Consider the following 5,957-nt stretch of genomic DNA (forward strand, 5'->3'; position numbering starts at 1 on the left):
GATCAACCTGCTGACGGTCGACGGCGTGGACTACCTGGTCTCGCCACGCGGCAACACCCAGTGGGCGCGCAATGTCCGGGCGGCGGCCGTCGTCGAGATGGGTCCGCGCTGGCACCGGCAGCGCGTTCGGGCCACCGAGGTCGACGACGAGGCCAAGCCCGAGCTGCTGAGGCGTTATCTCGCCCGGTGGTACTGGCAGGTCAAGGATTACGTCGCGGGGCTGACGCCGGACAGCACCGACGAGAAGTTCCGCGCTGCGGCACCCACGATCCCGGTGTTCGCGCTGACCAAGGCGGGCTGACGGAAACCTACCGGTCTTCTACCGGTCTTCTAACGGGCTTTCTAACGGGCTTTCTAACGGGCATTGTCGCCCGCGCCGAGATCTTGGCGAGCCTCCTCCGACGTGGCACGCCACGACACCGCCGCCGGAAAGTCCCCCCACACGCTGTTGAAGATGCCGACGAGCTGTCCCGGGCCGCCGCTGGGCGCCAAGTACACCGGCCCACCGGAGTCCCCGTTGTGGCTCTGCACGCCGTTGGACATCGTGAACCAGCCGTTGTTCACGCTCTGCACGGTGCCGCAGGTTTCTCCGGTGATCACCCCGTAGTGACAGACCGGCTGCCCGGGCGTGAGCGCCGGCGCAGGATCCGAGACCAACGGACGGCCGCTCGGCAGGATGTTGTTCGCCGTGACGCCGTTGTCCAGCACGATCGCTTCGTAGTCGCTGATCACCTGGCTGGTGGACACCGTCGTCCCGCTGGGGGTGTTGTCCCGGAAGGCCGCCAGACGGCCGATGACGGTGCCGCCACGATCCGTGACCACCCCAGACCCGGCGCGGCAGTGTCCCGCGGTGAACGCGATTTTCAGGGCGGGGTCGACGTATCCCAACGTGCAGACGCGGTTGTCCTGACGTATTTCCATGCCCGGATACACCGCGACGTCGGCTCTGGCCGGCGCGGCCGGCAGGAAGGGGCCGAGCGCTGCGACAGTAACCGACGCGACGAGCGCGCGCCTTGCCAGGCGATGCACCATGAACTCCGATCCATCGGGCGGACACCGACGGGAGGTCGAGGTTACGGCGTAACCGCCCTCCACGTTCAGCTTTTCGCGCCGGGCAGCGCGGATGTTACAGAGAGGTCACGAGCGAGGCCGCGGTGCCGGTTTGATCGGCCGCGCGCGGCGCCCAGCCGGGCGGCCCGAAGACGTAGCCCAACCGGTCCCTGAGTCGGGTTGCCGATCGCCAGTCGCGGACGATCGAGACGTATTCGCGGGTCTGCAGCTTCCAGATGTTGAAGGTGTCCACCTGCTTCGTCAGGCCGTAGTGCGGCCGGAACAGCTCGGGCTGGAAGGTGCCGAAGAGCCGGTCCCAGATGATGAAGATGCCGCCGTAGTTTTTGTCGAGGTACACCTTGTCCATTCCGTGGTGCACCCGGTGGTGCGACGGCGTGTTGAAGACGAACTCGAACGGCCGCGGCAGCTTGTCGATCCGCTCGGTGTGGATCCAGAACTGGTAGATCAAGTTCACCGAGAAACTGAAGAACACCATCCACGGTGGAATTCCCAACAGCGGCAATGGAACCCACATCAAGACCTCGCCGCTGTTGTTCCATTTCTGGCGCAGCGCGGTGGCGAAGTTGTAGTACTCGCTGGAGTGGTGGGCCTGGTGCGTCGCCCAGATCAACCGCACCCGGTGAGCGATCCGGTGATAGGCGTAGTAAAGCAGGTCAACGCCGAGGATTGCGATCACCCAGGTGTACCAATGGGTCGGCGACAGGTGCCACGGCGCCAGGTAGGCATAGATCGCGGCGTAGCCGAGCAGGGCCAGGGTCTTCCAGCCGGCGGTGGTGGCGACCGAAACCAGCCCCATCGAGATGCTGGTCAGCGAGTCGCGGGTGCGGTGCGCCCCCGAAGCGGGCCGCGCGGCGTCGCCGGCATCGGTTGTGAGGTGTTCCAGCTTGCGGGCCGCCGTCCATTCGAGGGTCAGCAGCAACAGGAAGAACGGAATGGCGAACAGCACCGGATCCCGCATCTGCGGGGGCAAGGCGGACAGGAAGCCGGAGAGCGCACTCACAGAGATAAGACTACGACGAGCGCCGCGATGCTCAGCGACGATCGTCGGACTGCAGTTCGTCTCCCGCATACCACTGCACCGCGCGGACTCCCGGCAGCAGGGATAGCTCCGACACCAGCCGCTCCAGCCGGGTCGGGGCGTCACCGTTCATCAACAAGTGAGCGGTCAAGGTGATCTCGTCGCCGGTCGGGTGCCCGGTGTGGATCCCCCGGAGCGTGATGTCATTGCCGCCGGCATGCTGGACGATCTGAGCGCGCGCGTACTTCTCGTGCTTGGTACGGCAGACGACCTGCACCAGATAGGGCAGCAGGCTTTCGTCTTCCTCGGCGCTGTTGTCGCGGTCGATCAACCGGCCGAGCGGGCGCCCCAGCAGGTGAATGCCGATGACCGTGCCGGTGCCGATCAACGCGAATACCAGGTGCCCGGACGCGGCCAGCACGCCGATCGCCGCCGAGCACCACAGGGTGGCCGCCGTGTTGAGGCCCCGGACGTTGACCCCCTCCCGCAGGATCACCCCACCACCCAGGAAGCCGATACCGGACACCACATAGGACGCGACCCGGGTGGGGCTGGAATCCGAGGTGGCCGCCGCGTACAGGACGAACAGGGTTGCGCCTCCGGCGACGAGCGCGTTGGTGCGCAGGCCGGCCCGACGAGCCCGCCACTGCCGTTCCAGGCCGATGAGGGCGCCGCAGCCCACGCCGACGCCCAGGCGGAGCACAAAATCGACCGCGCTCAGCGTCTCCACGACACACTCCTTCCCGGTTGCACGACGGCGAAGGGAGCCAACCAGATCCGGGTTAACGGCAAGTGGAGCCCAACCGCACCGCTGACGTCGGGAGCATCCCCCGCACGCGGCGAGTCTTAGGCTAACCGGCTTTGGGCGTCAGGTGGCGGGGGCAATAGGTGCTCGATGCGAGCGCCGCGAACTTGGCCGCGGCGTCCATCGTCATCCCGGGGTTCTGAGCCTTGATGTCGCTGACCACCTGCAAGCCCGTTTCGCCCCTGCCCATCAACCCGCACACCGCTTTGGCCGACGTGATGACTTGAATGGGGTTGCTGTAAGTGATGCCGGAGTTGCTGAGGTTGGCCAGGAACGCCGCGTCGTCGCCCTCGGGCTCGGCGTGCGCGGGCGCCGCGACCATGAGCACGCCGAAAGCGCCCAGCAGCGCAAGGAGGAGTCTCATGCCGTTCCCGCCTTTCCGAGCTGGGCGTCGGGCAAGGTCACCTTGGGTTTGTCTCCGTTGGACACGTGCACCGCGTGGATCCCGGGCTTTTTCGACAGCTGGTCGAGCAGAGTGTCAAGCCCGTCCTTGTCGACATTCCAGTGCTGCACGGCCTCCGGTTGCTTTTGCAGCTTCGCGATGACGTCGTCGAGTTTGACGGGCTCGGCGGTCTTCTTCCCACCGCCGGCGTGCGCCCGGACGCCCCTCCCGCTCACGACTTGGGGCGCGACAGCGCCCAGTGCGCCTCCGGTCAGACTTCCCAGGGCCATCTGCCCGACTATCGTTCCCGGGATCCCGGCCGCCGGCGCCACGCCCAGGCTGGCGGTCGGCGCCAGCCCGCTGGCCAGCCTGATTGCCGGGGTCGCCGACGCCCAGGTCGGTGGCACCGACAATTTGCCCACCACGTTCGCCTCCCCCATGCCCGCCGATGCCGCGCTGGTCAGCCCGGCGCCGGCCGACCGCAACCCGAGCCCGGCACCCAACGCGGACTTCGGGACTTCCACGCCCTCAACCGGCAGGTTGTAGAACATCTTGAACTCGGTCATGGCAAGGTTGAACGGGGCCAGGGCTTCGCTGGCTACCGTGTTGAACCGGCCGATGTCGGCCAGGATCCCGAAGGTGTTCTGCCACGTCGTCCCGGCCAACGGTGACCCCGTGAGGTTGTTGAGCACCTGGTCCCAAAAGTCCATGTAGCCGCGCGAAGCATTGCCGATGGCCTCGAGTAGCTGCGTGAAGATGTTGGACGGGGGCGCCGCAGCGTTCGCGGCCGCACCGGTGCCGCTTGCCAGACTGCTGGCCTCGCCGACCGCGGCCGCCTGCGCGGCGATCCCCGCTTCGTTGGTGGTCTGCGGCGGCTCGGTGAACGGTGCCAGTCGCGTGGCGGCCGCCGACGCGCTGGCATAGCCGAACATCGCGGCGGCGTCCTGCGCCCACATCTCCCCGTATTCGGCCTCGGTGGCGGCGATCGCGGCGGTGTTCTGCCCGAAAGCGTTGGTCGCCAACAACATCGCCAGCCGCGTGCGATTGGTCGCGATCTCGGTCGGCGGCACCACCGCCGCGAAGGCGCTCTCGTAGGCGCCCGCCGCCGCGGTGGCTTGCACGGCTGCCGCCTTGGCCTGCGCCGAGGTCTCCGACATCCATGCCACGTAGGGCGCCGCCGCGGCGGCCATGGCGACCGCCGACGGGCCGGCCCACGCCTCGTTGGCCAGCCCCTCGACGATCGCACCGTAGGACGACGCCGTCGACTGCAGCTCGGCCGCCAACACGTCCCACGCGGCGGCGGCCGTCAACATCGGGCCCGCCCCCGGGCCCGTGTACATCCGACCGGAGGTGATTTCGGGTGGCTGGAACGCGAAGTTCATGGCCTCGCCTTTCGTGCGCCGGCAGCGTACGAACGACCGCTGGCAAACATCTCGCGACTCGCCAACGATTCCGGTTGTGCAGACACCAAAGACATCGGTTGTCCTCCGCGTTTCCGTCGGATCACTGTGATTTCAGCCGTCACGTCACAGGCCCCTCAATCCGCCGGCACCACGATGATGGTGGCGGTGGTGGCGACACCGTCGGACGCCGGCGCGGCGACGCCGGTGGTGCCATTGGCGACGGTGCGCACACCGGCGCCGGCCAGCGCGCGCCCGGCCAGGCTCGCCATGGCCATCTCGCCGAACATGGCCCCTTGCGACGTCGCGGAAATCGCCGGGACGGCCCCCAAACTCGCGCCTGGCAGCACCGAGGCGACCGTCTTCATCACGGGGGCGGCCGCGGCCCAGCCCTGCGGCACCGACAGCGAACCGACCAGGGTGGCCCGGCCCATCGACCCCGCCACGCCTGCGGCGTCCGGTGTCACCGCGGAGACATAGCCGCCCCGCAGCGGCGCCAGCGGCGACAGCCCCCCGGCGATGTCCTTGCCGCCGCCGAGCAATTCGGCGACGCCCGGCACGTTTTGGGCGACACCTAAGGGCTGGAGGGCAAACAGGAACCAGCCCCCGGGCACGATGAGTGCCCCGATGGGGCTGTAAGCGCCGGTGACGGCGGCAAAAAACGGCCGTAGCGCGGCCGTGATCGGGTAAATCGCCTCGATGATCGACGCCGCCGGCGTCGCTGCCGCCGCCGAAGGGGCAGCCGCCAGGCCCTGCAGCATCGTGGGTGTCACGTTGATCAGCGCAGGCAGTTCAGAACCGATGTCCGACGCGGCGCTTTGCGCGACCGCCGCGGATTGCCTTGCCGCCCCGGATGAATCGGTGGTCGGCGGTGGCTCGGTGAACGGTGTCAGCTGTGTGGCCGCTGCCGATGAGCCGGCGTACGCGTACATCGCGACGGCATCCTGGGCCCACATTTCGGCATACTCTGCTTCGGTCGCCGCGATGGCCGCGGTGTTCTGCCCAAGGATGTTGGTGGCGATCAAAGTCATCAACAGGCTGCGGTTCGCGGCGATCACCGGCGGGGGCACCATCGCCACGAATGCGGTTTCGTAGGCTGCGGCAGCGAGTTTGGCCTGCATCGCCGTCTGCTCTGCCTTTGCCGCCGACGCCGTCGCCCACGCCAGGTACGGCGCCACCGCGGCGCTCATCGACGCCGCCGCCGGCCCTAACCAGGACCCGACGGTCATGCCCGCGATCGTCGAGCTGTAGGCCGCCGCGAAGGAATGCAGTTCGGCTCCC

At 68.1% G+C, this 5,957-nt stretch carries 7 protein-coding genes; 1 reads left to right on the plus strand and 6 read right to left on the minus strand.

What is annotated here, in order from left to right; all coding sequences use genetic code 11:
- On the plus strand, positions 1 to 301 hold a 301-nt coding region (locus Q0W90_RS22595; RefSeq protein ID WP_297776748.1), incomplete at its 5' end, for a nitroreductase family deazaflavin-dependent oxidoreductase.
- A gap of 53 nt (positions 302 to 354) precedes the next feature.
- Here the strand turns inward: Q0W90_RS22595 and Q0W90_RS22600 are convergent.
- The 6 genes from Q0W90_RS22600 to Q0W90_RS22625 form a co-directional block, all read right to left on the minus strand.
- A complete protein-coding gene (locus Q0W90_RS22600; protein WP_297597151.1) occupies positions 355 to 1,032 on the minus strand; it encodes a hypothetical protein in 678 nt (225 codons plus the stop codon).
- Positions 1,033 to 1,126: 94 nt separating this feature from the next.
- Positions 1,127 to 2,071 carry a sterol desaturase family protein gene (locus Q0W90_RS22605; RefSeq protein ID WP_297597149.1) on the minus strand — a complete coding sequence of 315 codons (945 nt, stop codon included), beginning with the start codon at positions 2,069 to 2,071 and terminating at the stop codon, positions 1,127 to 1,129.
- 31 nt (positions 2,072 to 2,102) lie between these two features.
- Positions 2,103 to 2,819 carry an MgtC/SapB family protein gene (locus tag Q0W90_RS22610; protein WP_297597148.1) on the minus strand — a complete coding sequence of 239 codons (717 nt, stop codon included), beginning with the start codon at positions 2,817 to 2,819 and terminating at the stop codon, positions 2,103 to 2,105.
- 121 nt (positions 2,820 to 2,940) lie between these two features.
- Positions 2,941 to 3,258: a DUF732 domain-containing protein gene (locus tag Q0W90_RS22615; RefSeq protein WP_297597146.1), complete on the minus strand. Its 318-nt coding sequence runs from the start codon at positions 3,256 to 3,258 to the stop codon at positions 2,941 to 2,943.
- Complete coding sequence (locus Q0W90_RS22620) at positions 3,255 to 4,658, minus strand: PPE family protein (RefSeq protein WP_297776752.1); 1,404 nt, start codon at positions 4,656 to 4,658, stop codon at positions 3,255 to 3,257. Before Q0W90_RS22620 ends, Q0W90_RS22615 begins: the two co-directional genes overlap by 4 nt.
- Before the next feature lie 155 nt (positions 4,659 to 4,813).
- Positions 4,814 to 5,957: PPE domain-containing protein (locus tag Q0W90_RS22625; RefSeq protein WP_297776753.1), on the minus strand; the 1,144-nt coding region annotated here is incomplete at its 5' end.

Origin of the sequence: Mycobacterium sp., from assembly GCF_025933915.1 — a bacterium.
Classification (GTDB): Bacteria; Actinomycetota; Actinomycetes; order Mycobacteriales; family Mycobacteriaceae; genus Mycobacterium.

What these genes read in the sequence shown, in the direction of transcription:
- Q0W90_RS22620 (WP_297776752.1), bottom strand. Translation starts at nt 4,658, where the DNA reads ATGAACTTCGCGTTCCAGCCACCCGAAATCACCTCCGGTCGGATGTAC.
- Q0W90_RS22600 (WP_297597151.1), bottom strand. Translation starts at nt 1,032, where the DNA reads ATGGTGCATCGCCTGGCAAGGCGCGCGCTCGTCGCGTCGGTTACTGTC.
- Q0W90_RS22615 (WP_297597146.1), bottom strand. Translation starts at nt 3,258, where the DNA reads ATGAGACTCCTCCTTGCGCTGCTGGGCGCTTTCGGCGTGCTCATGGTC.